We start from the raw sequence: 15,842 nt of genomic DNA, 5'->3' as shown, positions 1-15,842 counted from the left end.
TTACCTCACCTTCAGGGTGGCGAGGCCAAGCAGCACCAGCATGAGGGTGATGATCCAGAAGCGCACGATGACACGCGGCTCCGGCCAGCCCTTCTTCTCATAGTGGTGATGGATGGGGGCCATGCGGAAGATCCGCACGCCGCGCAGTTTGTAGGATCCGACCTGCAGGATCACCGAGACGGTCTCCATCACGAAGACGCCCCCCATGATCACCAGCAGGAACTCCTGGCGCACCAGCACGGCGATGGTACCGAGCGCGCCGCCCAGGGCCAGGGAACCCACGTCCCCCATGAAGACCTGGGCCGGGTAGGTGTTGAACCAGAGGAAGCCCAGGCCCGCGCCCACGATGGCGGTACAGACGATCACCAGTTCGGAGGTGTAGGGCACGTAGGGAATGTGCAGGTAGTTCGCGAAGTTGACGTTGCCGGTCGCCCAGGCGATCAGGGCGAAGCCCCCCGCCACCATCACGGTGGGCATGATGGCGAGGCCATCCAGGCCATCGGTCAGGTTGACCGCGTTGGAGGTACCGACGATGACGAAGTAGGTCAGCAGGATGAACATCAGGCCGAGCTGGGGCATCACATCCTTGAGGAAGGGGACCACCAGCTGGGTCTGGCCATCGTGGGTGGCCGTAGCGTAGAGGAAGACCGCCACACCCAGCGCGACCGCGGACTGCCAGAAGTACTTCCAGCGGGCGATGAGGCCATCGGTGTTCTTGCGCACCACCTTGAGATAGTCATCGGCAAAGCCGATGGCACCATAGGCCCCCAGCACGAACAGCACCAGCCAGACATAGGGGTTGTCGAGGCGGCACCAGAGCAGCACAGAAGTGAAGATGGCGGCAATGATCATCAGGCCGCCCATGGTCGGGGTGCCCTTCTTGCTGAGGTGGGATTCGGGACCGTCGTTGCGGATCACCTGGCCGAACTTCATGATCTGCAGGCGACGGATGAGGCGCGGCCCCATCCAGAGCGCCACCACCAGACCGGTGATGATCGACAGGATGGCGCGAAACGTCAGGTAGGAGAAGACGTTGAAGAAGGTGAAGTGCGGGGTGAGCAGTTCCGCCAGCCAGACTAGCATGTGGCTGACTCCTGATGGCCCTTGACCATCTCGACGATATCTTCCATGCGGGAGCCACGGGCGCCCTTGACCAGAATCGAAATTTCCTGATGTGTCTTTATCATTTGCGCAAGCACTTCAAACAACGACGCCTTGTTATCGAAATGTCGGCCAGCCGCGGCATCTGCGGTGTGGCGACTCTGTTCCCCTACGGTCAGCACGGCATCGAGGCCCTGCTCACGGGCGTGGTGTCCGACCCGGGCATGCTGCGCGGCGGACTCCTCACCCAACTCTTTCATGTCACCGAATACCAGCACCTTGTAGCCGTTCATGGCGGTCAGGGCATCGATACCCGCCAGCACGGACTCCACGCTGGCGTTGTAGGTGTCGTCCACCAGGGTGAGGCCACCCCAGCGTTGTACGCAGAAACGGCCCTTGACCGGCGCCATCTGCTCCAGCCCCGCCTTGATGGACGCAAGCGATGCGCCCAGGGCCAGGGTCCCGGCGGCAGCAGCCAGGGCGTTGGCCACGTTGTGGCGACCCGGAATGGCCAGGGTCAGGTTCACCTCTCCCTGGGGCGTCACCATCACGAACCCGGCACAACCCTGCTCGTTGAGCACGATGTCGCGGGCGTGGAACGGCTGACGCTGATCCTCGAGGGAGAAGGCGCAGTGGATGCCCTTTTCACGCCACTTCGGCCAGAACTCGTTGTCGGCATTGACGATGGCGGTGCCGCCCTCGCCTAACCCTTCGAAGATTTCGCTCTTGGCATGGAACACACCTTCCAGGGAGCCAAAGCCTTCCAGGTGCGCGGCAGCGACGTTGTTGATGATGGCGGCGTCGGGTCTGGCGAGCGACGTGGTCCAGGCGATCTCGCCCGGGTGGTTGGCTCCCAGCTCCATCACCGCGAACTGGTGTTGCGGCTCGAGGCGCAGCAGGGTCAGCGGCACCCCCACCTCGTTGTTGAAGTTGCCGGCGGTGGCCAGCACCTCCCCTTCACAACGCAGGATGGCCGTCGCCATCTCCTTCACTGTGGTTTTGCCACAGCTGCCTGTGATGGCGAGCACTTTCGGATTGATGCGCTCGCGCACCAGCCTGCCCAGACGCCCAAGCCCCTTGAGGGTGTCGCCCACCACCAGTTGTGGAATGGCCAGCGGCAATTCGCGCTCCACCAGCAGGGTACTGGCGCCGGCGGCAACCGCCTGGTCGCAGAAATCGTGGGCGTCGAAATGCTCGCCGCGCAGGGCCACGAACAGCGCCCCCGCGCCCAGGGTACGGGTGTCGGTGCTGACCGCCGTGATCTCATGGTCGCCCCCGATCAGACGGGCATCGAGCACCTGCGCCAGGTCGGCAAGCCTGAGGGTCATCATTTGAATGACTCCATTAATGTGTGCAAGGCGGCTGCGACGGTTTCCCGATCGCTGTAGTGCCGCTTGTCGGTTCCAATGATCTGATAATCCTCGTGGCCTTTGCCGGCCACCAGGATGATGTCCTCTTTGCTCGCTTGACTCAGTGCCAGCTGGATTGCCTTGGTCCTGTCGTGCTCGATCTGCACGGCGCCGGGATCGCGAAGACCCGCCACCATGTCGGCCATGATCCGGGCCGGCTCCTCGGTACGGGGATTGTCGTCGGTCAGGATCACGCAGTCCGCATGCTGCTCCGCCATGGCAGCCATCATGGGACGCTTGCCGCGGTCCCTGTCGCCACCGCATCCCACCAGGCACCAGAGCCGGCCGTGACAGTGCACCCGCAGGACCTGCAAGGCCTTCTCCAGCGCATCCGGGGTGTGGGCGTAATCGACCACGGCGAGCGGCGCATCGCCACCGCCGAAGCACTCCATGCGACCGGTCACCGGTTGCAGTCTGGGGGCCGTCGCCAGCAGGTCATCGAAGTCGTAGCCGAGCACCAGCATGGCGCCCATGGCGCCCAGCACGTTGCTGACGTTGAAGCGGCCGAGCAAGGGGGCGGATAATACACCATTCCCCCAGCTGGAGTTAATGCGCGTATCGAAACCTTGTTGGTGGAAATAGGGATCCTGCGCCGTCAGTTGTCGTCCGGCATGGTTTTCAATCGGACCATGAACCCCGAAGGCCACCGCACCGGGATAGGTCGCCAGCCATTGCCGTCCCAGATGATCATCGGCGTTGATGACGGCGCAAGGCTCATCCACCAGCTTCAGCAGCTCCTCCTTGGCGGCGGCATAGGCCTCCATGGTGCCGTGATAGTCCAGATGATCCCGGCTCAGGTTGGTGAAGACTGCCGCGGCAAACGGCAGGGCCGCCACGCGATGCTGCACCAGACCGTGGCTGGAGACCTCCATCGCCACCAGATCGGCCCCCTGCTGCTGCAAGGCGGCCAGATTGGCCTGCACCTGGACCGCGCTGCCCGTGGTGTTCTCTGCTTCGATGAGCTCGCCGAACAGACCGTTGCCTATGGTGCCCATGACCCCGGCCTTGCCCCCCAGCAGGGTGCGCCAGTTGGCCACCAGCAGGGCCGTGGTGCTTTTGCCGTTGGTGCCCGTGATGCCCACCAGTTGCAGCTTTTGCGCAGGGTGACCGTAGAAATGACCGGCCAGCTCGGAGAGGCGAGCGGGAAGATCCCTCATGCCGATGCAGGGGATCTGGGTCGCCGGAGGGACGAATTCTCCGTCCTCCTCAAACAGCACGGCGGTCGCTCCCTGAGCCACCGCCTGTTCGATGAAGCGCCTGCCATCCACCTGATGGCCACGAATCGCCACGAAGAGCGAGCCGGGACCGACCCGCCGGCTGTCGAGCTGGAGATCGGTGAGGGAAAGCGCCGGGGCATCGATGCCGAAGCGGCTCATCAGTTGATCAAGTGTGCGGGGCGGCATGGGAAGCCTCCGAAAATGCGGGAATGCGGGCGCTCTTACACGCCATGGAAAACGCCCCGACAGCAGCGGGGCCGATGGAAAAAGCCGGATGCCCGTCAAGTACGCGGTGCGCCATTGTTGGCCTCCGTGCGGGCAAGCTTGGCGGGCACCTCGGGCGGGATCGCATCGGGACGGATGTTGAAGAGCTGCAACACGCCTCCCATGGCCTCCGCAAAGGGCGGGGTCGCCACGGCACCGCCGTAGTAGGCATCCCCCTTGGGCTCGTTGATCACCACCACCATGACGAAACGGGGATTGCTGGCCGGCGCGAAACCGGCAAACCAGGCCATGTAGTCCTTGCCATAGCCCCCAGCCACGGCCACCTTGGCGGTACCACTCTTGCCACCGACCCGATAACCGGGGATCTGGGCCTTGGGAATGGCATTGCTGACCACGTACTCCAGCGCCTGCAACATGGCTGCGGCGTTGTTGTGATCGATGACCTGCTCACCCTTGGGCGGCTTGGTCACCTTGATGATGGAGAGCGGAACCCGCTTGCCCTTGTTGGCCAGGGTGGCGTAGGCGGAGGCCAGCTGCAGCGGGGTCACTCGCAGACCATAACCGAACGACAGGGTGGCTCGCTCGATGTCGGACCAGCGGCGACGCTGGGGCAGCATGCCGCTGCTCTCCCCCATCAGGCCGCTGCCGGTGTCCATGCCGAAGCCCACCATGCTCAGGGTGTTGATCATCTCCTGGGCCGGCATCCGCAGCGCGATGCGCGACATGCCGATGTTGGAGGAGTAACGCAGGATGTCATACAGGTTGGTCGCCTTGTGGATACTCACGTCACGGATCTGCTTGGCCCCGATGAAGAGGGGGCCGCCCGGGATGAAGTCCTTCCAGCTCGTGACACCGGCTTGCAAGGCACTAAGCAAAATCAATGGCTTGACCGTGGAGCCCGGCTCATAGGTATCGGTCACCACCCGGTTTCGCACCCGGAAACTCTGGTACTGGCCGCGGTTGTTCGGGTTGTAGGAGGGGGTGTTGACCATGGCGAGCACCTCGCCGGTCTTCACATCCAGCATCACCATGGAGCCGGAGGTCGCCTTGTTCTCGTCGGTAGCCCGTTTGAGGGCGCGATAGGCCAGCGCCTGCACCCGCTGATCGATGCTCAGTTGCAGATCGTTGGCGTGTTTGCCCTCTTTCACCAGGCCAAGTCGCTCGATGACGCGGCCCTGCCTGTCCTTGCGCACCCTCATCTCGCCAGGGGTTGCGGTCAGCCACTCGTTGTAGCTGCGCTCAATCCCCTCGATGCCGCTGCCATCGATGTTGGTCACCCCCACCAGGTGGGAGCTTATCTCGCCGGTCGGGTAGAAACGGCGCGCCTCGGGGCGCAGATAGATGCCCCCCAGCTTCAACCCCTTGATGTACTCGGCCACTGCAGGCGTCACCTGCCGCTGCAAATAGACGAAGCGCTTGCTCGGGTTGGCGATGCGATGCTTGAGGGTGTTGATGTCGAGCTTGAGCACGGCGGAGAGTGCCAGCCAGGCACGCTCGTTGTGGATGGCACCGGACTCATGCACCGTCTTGGGATCGGCCCAGACCGCTTCGACCGGCACGGATACCGCCAACTGTTCGCCATTGCGGTCCGTGATCATGCCGCGCACCGCCTGGGTGGAGGTGGTGCGCAGGGAGCGCATGTCCCCCTCCTGGCGCAGTCTGTCCGGATCGATCACCTGGATCCAGGCCAGCCGCAGGATCAGCCCCGCAAACGCGATGCCGATGAAGAAAACCAGGGTCCGAAAGCGCCACGGGTAGAGTGAGGGTGCTTTCGCCTTGGCTTTGTCCTTTGCCGGAGCCTTGGTGGCGGCCTTGCGTGTCATGGTTGTGTAATTACCTTTTCAGTGGTCACCAGGGGACGAGCCATCTGCAACTTGTCCATGGCCAGACTCGCCACCCGGGAGTGCTCAGCCAGTGTGCCCTGTTCCAGCAAGAGGTGGCGCCACTCGATGTTGAGCCTGTCCTCCTCCGCCATCAGATCGTTCTGCTTGGCCGTCAGACCCCGGGTCATGTTGGTCACCAGGATCACCGCAAAGGCGGTGACCAGCACTGCGACGGTCAACAGGACCTGCAACTTGTGGCGCCAGAGATCCGCAACGATCTCCCTGGCGAGGTGAACGCGCACGTCGCTCATCGCTTACTCCGCAAGACGCTCTGCGACCCGCAGCACCGAGCTGCGGGACCGGGTGTTTTCATTGACCTCGTGGTCGGAAGGCTTGAGTGCCTTGCCGATCGACTTCAGCTTGCGACCACCGGCCAGCTGGGCTTCGGTCAGAGGGATCCCGTGGGGTACTTCCGGACCTTTCTCATGCTTGCGAATAAAATGCTTCACCAGCCGATCTTCCAGAGAGTGGAAGCTGATGACGGAGAGACGACCGTGAGGAGCCAGCACGTCCAGCGCGCCGTTGAGGGCGGTTTCAATTTCGTCCAGCTCGCTGTTGATATAGATGCGGATGGCCTGGAAGCTGCGGGTCGCCGCGTGCTTGCCCTTCTCCTTGCTCGGGTTGACCCGGGCAATCATCTCCGCCAGCTGGCGGGTGCGCACATAGGGCTCTGTCACCCGATCGTGCACGATGGCGCGAGCAATCTTCTTGGCGAAGCGCTCCTCACCGAAGGTTTTCAGCACCCAGGCGATGTCGTCCACATCGGCACGGGCCAGCCACTCGGCGGCGCTCTGACCGGAGGTGGGATCCATCCTCATGTCGAGCGGGCCGTCCTTCATGAAGCTGAAGCCACGTTCGGCATCGTCAAGCTGGGGGGAGGAGACACCGAGATCCAGCAGGAAGCCATCGACCTTGCCCAGCAGGCCGCGCTCGGTCAGATAGCGGGTGATGCCGGAGAAGGGACCGTGCACGATCTCGAAACGGGGATCCTGGATCTTGGCCGCCTCGGCAATGGCCTGGGGATCCCGGTCGATGGCGATCAGACGGCCATTGGGGCCCAGATGCTGGAGAATGAGACGAGAGTGACCACCCCGGCCAAAGGTACCGTCGACGTAGATACCGTCCGGCTTGATGGCCAGCCCTTCGACGGCTTCGTGCAACAGCACTGTGATGTGTTCAGCGGCTTGGGTCATTTATAAAGAAAAATCCTGTAGTCGTGGTGAACTTGCCCAGTCGTCCTCGGGCAGGCCCAGGATGTCGTCGTTGATCTGTTGTTGCCAGCGGGCTTCATCCCACAGCTCGAATTTGTTGAGCTGGCCCACCAGCATGACTTTCTTGTCCAGCCCGGCATGGCTGCGCAGCGGCTGGCTAAGCAGCAGACGGCCATTGCCATCCAGTTCGCATTCGGCCGCGTGGCCGAGCAGCAGACGCTGCAGGCGGCGTTCCGCCGGGTTGGTGCTGGAAAGGGTCTTCAGCTTGCGCTCCACCTCTTCCCATTCATTCAGGGGATAAAGCAGCAGACAGGGATGGGCGATGTCGATGGTGCAGACCAGCTGGCCGTCGCATTCGTCGCGCAGCCAATCACGAAATTTGGTCGGAATCGCCAACCGCCCCTTGCTGTCCAGGCTGATGGCGTGAGCGCCACGCAACAAATTGCAGTCCCCGAAAGGTGAGTTATGGGGGCTAGATGCCCAATAAAACCACTTTGATCCACTTTTCTCCACCATGAAGTTTAAGGACGAGCAGGGGGCTTTTCAAGCAAGGATCTCGGGCATGGGGAACATATTGACGCAGCGTGATGGGACTACCGATTAAATGAATTGATTTTCCACAAGTTATTTGTGTTACCCGCAACTCGATTAATTTTCAGCAATTAAAAAACTGACAAATTGCACGAATAAACATCAGCCATGCAGGCCGCGCTTCTCCAGCGCCATCACGATATTCAGAACATGGAAAAATTCCACATAACAGATTGATATAAAATACATTTGTTAAACATAGCTAGCCCAACAGTAAATATCACGAGTCAACCGAGGCAGTACTTTATGGTTAATAAAAAGAGCCTTGCGATAAATCGCAAGGCTCTTCAGGAAAGAGGTCGGAGTCGGCCTGTAAGCCGGGTTCTGTACCGGGTTGCCCCGGGTAGCAATCATTCCTCTAGGCCAGCAATCGCTCACTGGCTCAAGCAACCTACCCGCCCCCAACGCGGGCCGCGCCAATAGGGGCCTATTTGGTCTTGCTTCGGGTGGAGTTTACCGTGCCACGAACTGTTGCCAGTCGCGCGGTGCGCTCTTACCGCACCCTTTCACCCTTACCTGATCCCTTGCGGGCCATCGGCGGTCTGCTCTCTGTTGCACTGGTCGTAGGCTCGCGCCCCCCAGGCGTTACCTGGCACCCTGCCCTGTGAAGCCCGGACTTTCCTCCCCTCCGCCCGTCTGTCCCGAGGGACACAACGACGAAGCAGCGATTGCCCAGCCAACTCCGAGGCGCGGATTATAGCCTCGCGAGACGGACGGGGTAAACCGTCAATTCCGGTTTACGGCAATTAATAGTGCTCAAGACCGTATTTGTAGAGGGCGTTCTTCTTCACCCCGTGGATCTCGGCGGTGAGGGCTGCAGCCTTCTTGAGGGGCAGCTCGCTGACCAGCAGGCCCAGGGTGCGGATCGCCTCCGCAGGCAACTCGTCATCCACCTTGCTGGCACCGGCGACCACCAGCACGATCTCCCCGCGGCAACGGTTATCGTCCTCTCCGAGCCAGGCCAGCATCTCGGAGGCGGGCAGACCGTGGATGGACTCGAAGGTCTTGGTCAGCTCGCGGCACACCACCACTTGGCGCTCACCAAGGATGCGAGCAATCGCTTCCACCGTCTCCTGCACCCGGCGCGGCGATTCGTAGAACACCAGAGAGCGGGTGTCTTCGATGACGGCTTGCAGGCGATCATCCCGCCCCTTGGCCTTGGCCGGCAGGAAACCCTCGAAGGCGAAGCGGTCGGTGGGCAGCCCGGCGGCGGACAGCGCCGTGATGGCAGCGCAGGGACCGGGCAGCGGCACCACCTTGACCCCGGCTTCACGACAACGGGTGACCAGGTGATAACCGGGGTCGCTGATGAGCGGCGTCCCCGCATCGGAGACCAGGGCCACGCTCTTGCCCTCCTTGATGCGGGCGATCAGCACATCCGCCTTTTGCTGCTCGTTGTGATCGTGCAGAGCAAAGGTCGGTACCGAGATCTGGTAGTGGCTGAGCAGGATCCCGGTATGCCGGGTATCCTCGGCGGCCACCAGATCGACGCTGCGCAGCACGTCCAGTGCTCGCTGGGTGATGTCGGCCAGATTGCCGATCGGAGTGGGGACTATATACAGGGTTGGGATGTCACTCATGGGAGCTCCGAGTGTCCCGACAATTGTGTCGCCATATTGGCCCGTTTACACTATGGAGAATTTCAACACTGGTCGGGGAATGAACTTGAACCGGGTTATAAAGCAGCTAAGTGTATCACGACTCTTCGGCATCCTACTCGCGGCAGTCCTGCTCGCCGCCTGTGCGTCGGAGCCCAATCAATCTTCCGGACAACCCGGCATGCCGTCAGCCTTCTCGGATCTGACCAAGAATGCCCAGTGGTATCTGGAGCAGGTGGATCCCGCCAAACCGGCAGAGGCCTTCGTGTGGCAGATGATGGCGGCGCGCAGCTATCTGGCGCTCGGCCAGGCCAAACCGGCTGCCGCCCTGTATCAGCAGTTGCAGAAGCAGGCGAAGAGCCCGGTGCAGCAGGCGCAGTTGCAACTGCTGCAGGCACACCTGCTGCTCGCCCAGGGCAACGCCAACCAGGCGCTGATCCTGCTGGAAGGCAAGCCGGATGTGGTGCTGGATGCCGATACCCAGAAGGACTGGTACCGCCAGCGCGTGGTGCTGCAGCTCGACATCAACAACAAGTTTGGTGCGGCCAAGTCGCTGATCCTGCTGGAACCTTATCTGGCCAAGAATGAACTGGCCACCAATCACCAGCAGATCTGGTCACTGCTGAAAAGCATGACCCCCTCCACCCTGCAGGCGCTCGAAGAGGAGCCAGCTCCCGATGTGACCACCGGCTGGCTGCGTCTTGCTGCGCTGGTGAACGAATTCGGGGCACAGCCGAGCCAGCTGGCCCGCCAGCTTGCCGGCTGGAAGCAGAGCTTCCCTAACCACCCTGCCCAGAGCGACATGCCGGCCGGCCTTGGGGATCTCGCTACTACGGACAACGGTTCGCTGCAGCAGATCGCCGTCTTCCTGCCGCTCTCCGGCAACCTGGAAGCCCAGGGCGCCGCCATCCGCAACGGCATGTTGATGTCCTACAAAGAAAATCAGAGCCAGTTCACCCTGAACTTCTATGATACCCAGGGCAAGGCGATGGGGGACCTCTACAAGCAGGCCATTCAGGAAGGGGCCAACATGATCATCGGCCCCCTGCTCAAGGATCAGGTGGAGGAGCTGCTTAAGTCGAGTCCGACCGTGCCGGTGCTGGCGCTCAACGAGCTGGACAAGCCGATCGTCAACGACAACACCTTCTATTTCTCGCTCTCCGCCGCTGCCGATGCGAGCCAGGCGGCCCAGTACCTCTATGGTCAGGGCTACCGCAAGCCGCTGCTGATCGCGGCACAAGGCCGGATTGGCTACAGCAGTATCAAGGCGTTTGAACAGGCCTGGGCCGGCGTCAGCCAGGAGAAGCCCGTGGTTGCCACCTTCGGGGCGCGCAACGAAGTGCAGGGCATGGTCAAGAACGCTCTGAGCGGCCGTTCCACCGCACGAGCCGGGGAGATTGTCCAGCTGTCCGATGCCGCGCCGCGCAGCATCGACGCCGTCTATGTGGTGGCCAACAGCCTGGAGACCCGGATGATCAAGCCCTATGTGGACATCTCGGTCAATCCCATGGGCAGCCTGCCCATCTACAGCAGCTCGCGGGGATACGACGGCGGGACGACCGAGGTGGCATCCGAGCTCAACGGTATGCATATCTCCGACATGCCACTGCTGCTGGGTGGCTTCGAGACGCAGCGTGAACAGATTGCCCTGCTCTGGCCCCAGACCCAGGGCGACCTGCTGCGCCTGTTCGCCCTCGGTTACGATGCCGTCAGCCTGGCAGGCAACCTGCCGCAAATGCGCAAGGTCAATGCCATGCAGCAACCCGGCATGAGCGGCCAGCTGAGCGTGGATCCCCAGGGCAACATAGTGCGCATGCTGGACTGGGCCACCTACCAGAATGGCAAGCTGGTCAGCGACAGCGCCGCCCCCCAGCTGGAGGATGCGACTCATGAAGAGGCTACTGAGACAACTTCACCAGCAGTGGTTGAACCTGTTGCCGTCGGCAGCGACGAGCAAGGGACAACACTTTGAGCAAATAGCGGAACGCTGGTTGCAGGCACGAGGCCTGCAACCCGTGACCCGCAACTACCGCTGCCGTGGCGGCGAGATCGATCTCATCATGCGCCAGGGGGAGACCCTGGTGTTCGTTGAAGTGAGATATCGCGCCAACGCCACTTATGGCGGTGCAGCCAGCTCGGTCACCCGGCGCAAGCAGCACAAGATCGTGCTGGCCGCGCGCCACTATTTCAAGCAACATGCCATCAATGAGGCCAACCAGGCCTGTCGATTCGATGTGATCGCGTTCGAGGGCGACCAGCCGGACTGGATCCAGAACGCGTTTTAAGAGGACCCCATGACTGATCCCATCAAAGAGAATTACACCGAAAGCATCCAGACCAAGATAGCTGCCGCCGAAGCACTGCCGGATGCCATCCATACGGCAGCCCAGATGCTGACCATCTGCCTGCTCAATGGCCACAAGGTGATGGCATGTGGCAATGGTCCTTCCTCGGCATTGGCACAGCTGTTCATTTCCGAACTGGTGAACTGCTATGAAACGCCTCGCCCCTCCCTGCCCGGTCTCGCCCTGACGCCCGACATGGCGACCATCAGCGCCATCGCCACGGATCACGGTTTCGAAGAGGTCTATGCCAAACAGATACGTGCTCTGGGACAACCAGGCGACATCCTGGTGGTCATCACCACGACAGGCAACAGCCGCAGCCTGATCAAGGCTGCGGAGGCCGCCCTCTCCCGCGACATGACCATCATTGTTCTCGGTGGCGGAGACGGGGGAGAGATCGCCGGTCTGCTGGGCCCCAATGACGTGGAGATCCGCGTTCCTTCCGCTCGCCGTCCTCGTATTCTGGAAGTGAACCTGTTGACCCTGCACTGTCTCTGTGATCTCATCGACCAGACACTTTTCCCGCAACAGGAAGACTGAAACCATGAAGAAGCCTATTCTCGCTCTTGCCCTGCTGACTGGCGTCCTGCTGCTGCAAGGCTGTGCTGCCGTGGTGGTCGGTGGCGCGGCTGGCACCGCCAAAGCGAGCGGCGATCGCCGCACCCTGGGTGCCCAGTGGGACGATCAGACCATAGAGCTGAAAGCCGCCAACCTGTTGGCCGACAACAAGCCCCTGAGCGCCGCCAGCAAGATCAGTGTCTACAGCAACAACGGCCGTGTGCTGCTGGTGGGTCAGACACCCTCTGACGCTTACAAACAGGAAGCGGGCAGAATCGTGAGCCGGATTGAAGGGGTTCGCCATGTCTACAACGAGCTGCGCCTTGGCAAACCAGTCAGTATCGGCGTGCGCAGCAATGACACCTGGATCACCTCCAAGGTGCGGGCCGACATGCTGGGCACCAAGAACTTCGACAGCGCCAAGGTGAAGGTTGTCACCGAGAATGGCGAGGTATTCCTCATTGGGCTGGTCACCCGCCAAGAAGGGGATCAGGCCGTAGAAATCGCCCGCCACGTCAGTGGCGTTAAGCAGGTGATCAAAGCCTTCGAGTTTGCCCAGAATTGACCATCTGGCAGGATGAAAAAACGCAGCCTTCAGGCTGCGTTTTTTATTTGATGACTTTCAGGGTCGGGCGACCGCTCGGGCGCGGTGGTTCCGGCTCGGGGTCAACCGACGTTGGTGTCTGTGCCTGTTCCAGCCAGAGGTCATACCCGGGCTCCGGCGGGAACAGGGTCCCCACTCCGTTCTCCCTGGCATGGATGGCCAGTACGGCCGCCATGGGGATATAGACCTGCTGCGATACGCCACCGAAACGGGCGCTGAAGCTGACAGCGTCATTGTCCATGTGGAACTGGCCCACGGCCCGGGGGGCGATGTTCAGAACAATCTGGCCATCCTGCACGAACTGCATCGGTACCATCACATGGGGAATGTTGGCATTGACCACCAGATGGGGTGTCAGATCGTTATCCAGCAACCAGTCAAAAAACGCCCGCAACAGATACGGGCGACTGGGTGTCATTGTCGGTTCCATGCTCATACGCCGGCACGGATCTCGCGCTCGGCCTCGGTCAGGGAAGCCTGGAAGGATTCACGTTCGAACAGGCGTACCATGTAAGCCTTCAGCTCTTTGGCGCCACGGCCGGTGAAATCGATGCCCAGGCTCGGCAGACGCCACAGCAACGGCGCCATGTAGCAGTCGACCAGACCGAACTCTTCGCTCATGAAGTAGGGCATCTCGCCGAAGATGGGGGCGATGGCCAGCAGGTTGTCGCGCAACTCGGCACGGGCGGCTTCGGTATCGGTGCCCGCCATGATCTTGTCGGCCAGAGAGTACCAGTCCAGCTCGATGCGGTGCATCATCAGACGGCTGTTGCCGCGCGCGACCGGATAAACCGGCATCAGGGGCGGATGCGGGAAACGCTCGTCCAGATACTCCATGATGATGCGCGAGGTGTACAACGCCAGCTCGCGATCCACCAGAGTCGGTACAGTGTTGTACGGGTTCAGCTCGGCCAGCTCATCCGGCAGGTTGGCAGGATCAACCTGGCAGATATCCACGCTAACACCCTTCTCCGCCAGGACAATACGCACCTGATGGCTGAACATATCGTTGGCACCGGAAAACAGCGTCATTACCGAACGCTTATTGGCAGCTACAGCCATTGAACCCTCCCGTCATTAAAAAGCAGAAACGGCAATGAAGCATGTCTGTCTTCATTGCCGTGCGTCATATTACTCCGATCTGGTCGCTTAGTGAACGTCGCGCCAGAATTCCTTCTTCAACAGCACAGTGAAGATGAAGAAGATAGCGATGAATCCGAGTACCCAGAAGCCCATGCGTTCGCGCTCCTGCTGCACCGGCTCAGCCGAGTAGACCAAGAAGTTTACCAGATCCAGTACCGTCTGATCATATTCTTCGTTGTTCATTTCACCGTTGCCGTCAGATTTGATGCTGACGACTTGCTGCATCTCCACGCCATCCAGGGTGTGCGTCTCGAACTCGGCGCGGGGCGTCCCCTGCAACGGCTCCAGCACATGGGGCATACCCACGGACGGGAAGACGGCGTTGTTCACCCCGAATGGACGGGTTTCGTCCACGTAGAAGGAACGCAGATAGGTGTAGATCCAGTCTGCACCACGCACCCGGGCAACCAGGGTCAGGTCGGGGGGCGGCGCGCCGAACCAGCGCGCAGCATCCTTCTCGGACATGGCGCTCTTCATCAGGTCGCCGATCTTGGCGCCGGTGAAGACCAGGTTCTCCTTCATCAGATCGTCCGGAATGCCAATGTCGGCCGCCACCCGGTTATAACGCTGGTACTGGGTGGAGTGACAGCCGGCACAGTAGTTCATGAAGGTGGCGGCCCCCCGTTGCAGGGATGCCTTGTCACTCAGATCGTACTCCGCCTTGTCGAGGGGGAAGCCACCGCCAGAGGCCAACACCAGACCAGGCAGCAGGGCCAACACTGCAAAAATTATTCTTTTCATTTGAATGTCACCCTCTCCGGCAGCGGCTTGGTGTTCTCATTCTTGCTGTAGAAGAACAACAGGACGAAGAATCCGAAATAACCCAGAGTACAGAGTTGTGCAATCAGCGTCAGGGTCGGGGTTGATGGCAGCACGCCCAGCACCCCCAGGATAATGAAGCAGACCACGAACTGGGCGATGTTCAGCTTGTGCAGGGTGCTGCGGTAACGCACCGAGCGCACCTTGCAGCGATCCAGCCAAGGCAACAGGAACAGCACCACGATGGAGAGGCCCATCATGATGACCCCCAGCAGCTTGTCAGGCACCGCACGCAGGATGGCGTAGAAGGGGGTGAAGTACCAGACCGGAGCGATATGCGCCGGTGTCTTCAGGCCGTTGGCCACCTCAAAGTTCGGTTTCTCGAGGAAATAGCCCCACATGTCCGGCTTGAAGAAGATGATGGCACAGAAGAAGAACAGGAAACCGGCTACCCCGATCATGTCCTTCACTGTGAAATAGGGGTGGAACGCGACCGCATCCAGTGGCCAGCCGTTCTCGTCCTTGTGCTTCTTGATGTCGATGCCATCGGGGTTGTTGGAGCCCACCTCGTGCAGCGCCAGGATATGCATGGCCACCAGCATCACCAGCACCAGCGGCAGAGCGATGACGTGCAGGGCAAAGAAGCGGTTCAGGGTCGCACCCGAGATGACATAGTCCCCCCGGATCCACAGGGTCAGATCGTCACCGATAACGGGGATGGCACCGAACAGCGAGATGATGACTTGGGCCCCCCAGAACGACATCTGCCCCCAGGGCAGCAGGTAACCCATGAAGGCCTCGGCCATCAGTACCAGGAAGATCAGCATGCCGAAGATCCACAGCAGTTCCCTTGGCTTCTGGTAAGAGCCGTAGATCATGCCGCGGAACATGTGTAGGTAGACCACGATGAAGAAGGCGGATGCCCCGGTTGAGTGCATGTAACGCAGCAGCCAGCCGTAATCCACATCCCGCATGATGTATTCCACGGAAGCGAAGGCACCTTCCGCCGAGGGGTTGTAGTTCATGGTCAGCCAGATGCCGGTGATGATCTGGTTGACCAGCACCAACATGGCAAGCGAGCCGAAGAAGTACCAGAAGTTCAGGTTCTTGGGCGCCGGATACTTGGCCATATGGTCGTTGTACATGGCCGTGAGCGGGAAACGATCATCGATCCAGCCCATGAGTTTGGCAAACATGG

At 61.1% G+C, this 15,842-nt stretch carries 16 protein-coding genes and 1 other RNA gene; 4 read left to right on the top strand and 13 right to left on the bottom strand.

Annotation, left to right across the window (positions count from 1 at the left end):
- The 9 genes from mraY to rsmI all read right to left on the bottom strand — a co-directional run bounded on the left by mraY (position 1) and on the right by rsmI (position 9,217).
- Complete coding sequence (gene mraY, locus J9893_RS05950; protein ID WP_010675838.1) at positions 1 to 1,083, bottom strand: phospho-N-acetylmuramoyl-pentapeptide-transferase; 1,083 nt, start codon at positions 1,081 to 1,083, stop codon at positions 1 to 3.
- A complete protein-coding gene (gene murF / locus J9893_RS05945; protein WP_210600910.1) occupies positions 1,077 to 2,432 on the bottom strand; it encodes a UDP-N-acetylmuramoyl-tripeptide--D-alanyl-D-alanine ligase in 1,356 nt (451 codons plus the stop codon). The genes mraY and murF overlap by 7 nt, the downstream gene beginning before the upstream one ends.
- Positions 2,429 to 3,913, bottom strand: a complete 1,485-nt coding sequence (murE, locus tag J9893_RS05940; protein ID WP_210600909.1) for a UDP-N-acetylmuramoyl-L-alanyl-D-glutamate--2,6-diaminopimelate ligase — start codon at positions 3,911 to 3,913, stop codon at positions 2,429 to 2,431. The genes murF and murE overlap by 4 nt, the downstream gene beginning before the upstream one ends.
- A 95-nt stretch (positions 3,914 to 4,008) precedes the next feature.
- Entirely contained in the window at positions 4,009 to 5,775 is a 1,767-nt protein-coding gene (locus J9893_RS05935) for a peptidoglycan glycosyltransferase FtsI (RefSeq protein WP_010675841.1), read from the bottom strand.
- Positions 5,772 to 6,086, bottom strand: a complete 315-nt coding sequence (ftsL, locus tag J9893_RS05930) for a cell division protein FtsL (protein WP_010675842.1) — start codon at positions 6,084 to 6,086, stop codon at positions 5,772 to 5,774. Before ftsL ends, J9893_RS05935 begins: the two co-directional genes overlap by 4 nt.
- 3 nt (positions 6,087 to 6,089) lie before the next feature.
- The gene (gene rsmH / locus J9893_RS05925) at positions 6,090 to 7,028 is read right to left on the bottom strand and encodes a 16S rRNA (cytosine(1402)-N(4))-methyltransferase RsmH (RefSeq protein WP_042015088.1); all 939 of its coding nucleotides are present in this window, start codon (positions 7,026 to 7,028) and stop codon (positions 6,090 to 6,092) included.
- Complete coding sequence (mraZ, locus tag J9893_RS05920; protein WP_039040489.1) at positions 7,029 to 7,487, bottom strand: division/cell wall cluster transcriptional repressor MraZ; 459 nt, start codon at positions 7,485 to 7,487, stop codon at positions 7,029 to 7,031.
- A gap of 447 nt (positions 7,488 to 7,934) precedes the next feature.
- Positions 7,935 to 8,321, bottom strand: an RNA gene (gene rnpB / locus J9893_RS05915) — RNase P RNA component class A.
- A gap of 62 nt (positions 8,322 to 8,383) precedes the next feature.
- Positions 8,384 to 9,217: a 16S rRNA (cytidine(1402)-2'-O)-methyltransferase gene (gene rsmI / locus J9893_RS05910; protein ID WP_041211835.1), complete on the bottom strand. Its 834-nt coding sequence runs from the start codon at positions 9,215 to 9,217 to the stop codon at positions 8,384 to 8,386.
- Between the two features lie 199 nt (positions 9,218 to 9,416).
- Here rsmI and J9893_RS05905 point away from each other — a divergent pair, with 199 nt between their 5' ends.
- The 4 genes from J9893_RS05905 to dolP are packed head-to-tail and all read left to right on the top strand — an operon-like array spanning position 9,417 to position 12,703.
- Complete coding sequence (locus tag J9893_RS05905; protein ID WP_244072871.1) at positions 9,417 to 11,207, top strand: penicillin-binding protein activator; 1,791 nt, start codon at positions 9,417 to 9,419, stop codon at positions 11,205 to 11,207.
- The gene (locus tag J9893_RS05900; RefSeq protein ID WP_210600907.1) at positions 11,125 to 11,520 is read left to right on the top strand and encodes a YraN family protein; all 396 of its coding nucleotides are present in this window, start codon (positions 11,125 to 11,127) and stop codon (positions 11,518 to 11,520) included. Before J9893_RS05905 ends, J9893_RS05900 begins: the two co-directional genes overlap by 83 nt.
- Before the next feature lie 9 nt (positions 11,521 to 11,529).
- Complete coding sequence (locus J9893_RS05895; RefSeq protein WP_010675848.1) at positions 11,530 to 12,120, top strand: SIS domain-containing protein; 591 nt, start codon at positions 11,530 to 11,532, stop codon at positions 12,118 to 12,120.
- A 4-nt stretch (positions 12,121 to 12,124) separates the two neighbouring features.
- On the top strand, positions 12,125 to 12,703 hold the full coding sequence (gene dolP / locus J9893_RS05890; RefSeq protein WP_010675849.1) for a division/outer membrane stress-associated lipid-binding lipoprotein: 579 nt from the start codon (positions 12,125 to 12,127) through the stop codon (positions 12,701 to 12,703).
- Positions 12,704 to 12,746: 43 nt separating this feature from the next.
- On the opposite strand, the gene J9893_RS05885 is transcribed toward dolP, so the two are convergent.
- The 4 genes from J9893_RS05885 to J9893_RS05870 all read right to left on the bottom strand — a co-directional run bounded on the left by J9893_RS05885 (position 12,747) and on the right by J9893_RS05870 (position 15,840).
- Positions 12,747 to 13,178 carry a ClpXP protease specificity-enhancing factor gene (locus tag J9893_RS05885; RefSeq protein WP_029314842.1) on the bottom strand — a complete coding sequence of 144 codons (432 nt, stop codon included), beginning with the start codon at positions 13,176 to 13,178 and terminating at the stop codon, positions 12,747 to 12,749.
- Positions 13,175 to 13,804 (bottom strand): stringent starvation protein SspA, encoded by a 630-nt coding sequence (gene sspA, locus J9893_RS05880; protein ID WP_039040485.1) that lies wholly within the window; start codon positions 13,802 to 13,804, stop codon positions 13,175 to 13,177. The genes J9893_RS05885 and sspA overlap by 4 nt, the downstream gene beginning before the upstream one ends.
- A gap of 87 nt (positions 13,805 to 13,891) precedes the next feature.
- Positions 13,892 to 14,626, bottom strand: coding sequence for a cytochrome c1 (locus J9893_RS05875; RefSeq protein ID WP_039040484.1), 735 nt, complete (start codon positions 14,624 to 14,626; stop codon positions 13,892 to 13,894).
- The gene (locus tag J9893_RS05870; RefSeq protein ID WP_010675853.1) at positions 14,623 to 15,840 is read right to left on the bottom strand and encodes a cytochrome bc complex cytochrome b subunit; all 1,218 of its coding nucleotides are present in this window, start codon (positions 15,838 to 15,840) and stop codon (positions 14,623 to 14,625) included. The genes J9893_RS05875 and J9893_RS05870 overlap by 4 nt, the downstream gene beginning before the upstream one ends.
- Between the last annotated feature and the right edge of the window lie 2 nt (positions 15,841 to 15,842).

Origin of the sequence: Aeromonas sp. MaB10011B, from assembly GCF_017939325.1 — a bacterium.
Taxonomy (GTDB): domain Bacteria; phylum Pseudomonadota; class Gammaproteobacteria; order Enterobacterales; family Aeromonadaceae; genus Aeromonas; species Aeromonas caviae.
Note: the sequence above shows the minus strand (reverse complement) of the source record. Positions and strands in the feature narration are given on the sequence as shown.